General features: G+C 40.5%; 2 protein-coding genes. Both read right to left on the minus strand.

All coding sequences use genetic code 11. The annotated features are described in order from the left end of the window. Window positions 1–91: 91 nt before the first annotated feature. Window positions 92–1,252 (minus strand): RNA-guided endonuclease TnpB family protein, encoded by a 1,161-nt coding sequence (locus Q0212_RS08760; protein WP_297924602.1) that lies wholly within the window; start codon window positions 1,250–1,252, stop codon window positions 92–94. Between the two features lie 37 nt (window positions 1,253–1,289). After that, entirely contained in the window at window positions 1,290–1,901 is a 612-nt protein-coding gene (locus Q0212_RS08765) for an IS607 family transposase (RefSeq protein ID WP_297924604.1), read from the minus strand. Window positions 1,902–1,974: the final 73 nt, after the last annotated feature.

Below are 1,974 nucleotides of genomic sequence, written 5' to 3' on the forward strand. Positions count from 1 at the left end.
ACCGTTCCACAAGTCTTACTCAAATCTACTTTTTATAGATTTAATGCTTATTTCTTGCTTCATAGAGCTGGTTTCACGTTTGATGTTGCCATCAAACGCCAGAGCCAAACTCTCCACAAGCGGTCACCGTTGAACTCGCGGCGATTTTTGCTAAACCAAGCTGCCTTAAATTTAAGGCAGCATTTACATCTCTATCATGGTGAATGCCACACTCAGGACAATCCCATTCACGGTCTTTTAACGTCAAGCCTTCATGCTTAAAACCACACACCGAACACAATTTAGAACTCGGATAAAAACGGTCTGCATACACCACCCTTGACCCATAATACTTGGCTTTGTATTCGACCTGTCGCCTTAATTCATAAAAACCCACATCAGCAATCGCTCTCGATAATTTTCGATTCTTCATCATGCCTTGTACATTCAAATCTTCTAAAACCACCATGTTAAACCGTGTGGTTACATAGTAAGACAGTTTGTGTAAAGCATCGTGACGAATGTGTTTTATCCGTTGATGCAGTTTAGATAACTGCATTTTCGCTTTATGCCGATTGTGTGAGCCTTTAACCTTGCGGCTTAAGGCTTGACTTAACCGTTTTAACTTTTTGAGCTTTTTAGACAATGCCTTTGGATTATCCGCTTGATGACCATCCGAACAGGTCGCTAAGCGACTAATTCCCAAATCCACACCCACACAGTCTTGTTTCTCGACTGCTTGGCGTGGTGGCTTTTGTTCTACACTCACCGATATACTCACAAACCATCTATCCGCCTGTCGGCTGATGACGGCATTGTTTATTTTGCCTTTCCCTTGATATTTAAACGCTTCTTTTAATCTCACCCAACCCAAATTCGGTATCCATACCTGTTTGTCTTTGACTTTAAATTGGTCGTTGCCTATGTAAAATGAGTCGTGATGATGTTTTTTATGAAATTGCGGATACGCAGCTTCACCATTAAAAAACCGTTTAAACGCTGTGCCTACATTTTTTAAGGCTTGTTGTGCTGCATATTTAGTCACCTCTAACACAAAACCAAACTCTTGTTTTTTAACCGCATTAAAGTGTTTTCTGAGAGCTTGTTCGTTGGGTTTGGGGAGACTGTTATCTTGTACATGGGCTTGATATTGGTGTTGCCATTGCTCTAAGCCCCAATTAAAACTAAAACGTGCCACCCCACAAGCACGCGCAAAATAATTGGCTTGCTTGTTGTTGGGTTTAAGTTCTATTTGATGGGCGGTGCTGAGCATAAACCACAAGCCATTTAATAGGGTGAATTTTATTATTCTAACTCATAACCACTGATTCTTTCACGGCTTTTTTGTTTTTATGTGAGCGTGAACCGTGTAAACGTGCTGAAAATACGGTCATTAGCTCTAGCACATCGGCCACTAAGCTCTTTTCTAAGTTAAGCTCGTGGTCTTGCTCTAAAATAGTCACGTTGGTTTGATGAATGTGACACAACTGAAAAATAATCTCAGCCCCAAAACGCAATAATCTGTCTTTATGCGTTAAGATAAGATGCGCTACTTGACCTAAGGCTATCATTCTAAGTAGTTGTTTAAATTGCTTTTTATGATAATTTAACCCGCTGCCTAAGTCTTTGAGTATTTCTACTCTCTCAAAACGTTGTTCGGTGCAGTATTGTTCTAATCGTTGAGCTTGCCGTTCTAAGTCGTCTTTTTGGTCATGGGATGACACTCGTGCATAGGCTATCGTTTTACGCAACTCAGGCGCAAATTGTCCACAAAATTGTTGAATGTCTTTCCATAAATAACGCCGATGACTACCCACGGTACGATACGCAGGCAATAATTTACCCTCACACTCCCATCGCCTGAGTGTCGATACGGATACACCTAATAATTTTGCCGTTTCCCCAATGCTTAAATGTTCCATAGGCTAAACCCATTTAGTCTAAAAAATACACTAAATAGGTAGGTTTTAATACTTTTTCAAGCTGCTGTTAGTT

The sequence above is a fragment of the uncultured Agitococcus sp. genome (assembly GCF_937920075.1).
Classification (GTDB): Bacteria; Pseudomonadota; Gammaproteobacteria; order Pseudomonadales; family Moraxellaceae; genus Agitococcus.

Bases quoted from the DNA above. Each gene is read 5' to 3' on its own strand.
- Q0212_RS08760 (WP_297924602.1), bottom strand. From the start codon at position 1,252: ATGCTCAGCACCGCCCATCAAATAGAACTTAAACCCAACAACAAGCAA.
- Q0212_RS08765 (WP_297924604.1), bottom strand. From the start codon at position 1,901: ATGGAACATTTAAGCATTGGGGAAACGGCAAAATTATTAGGTGTATCC.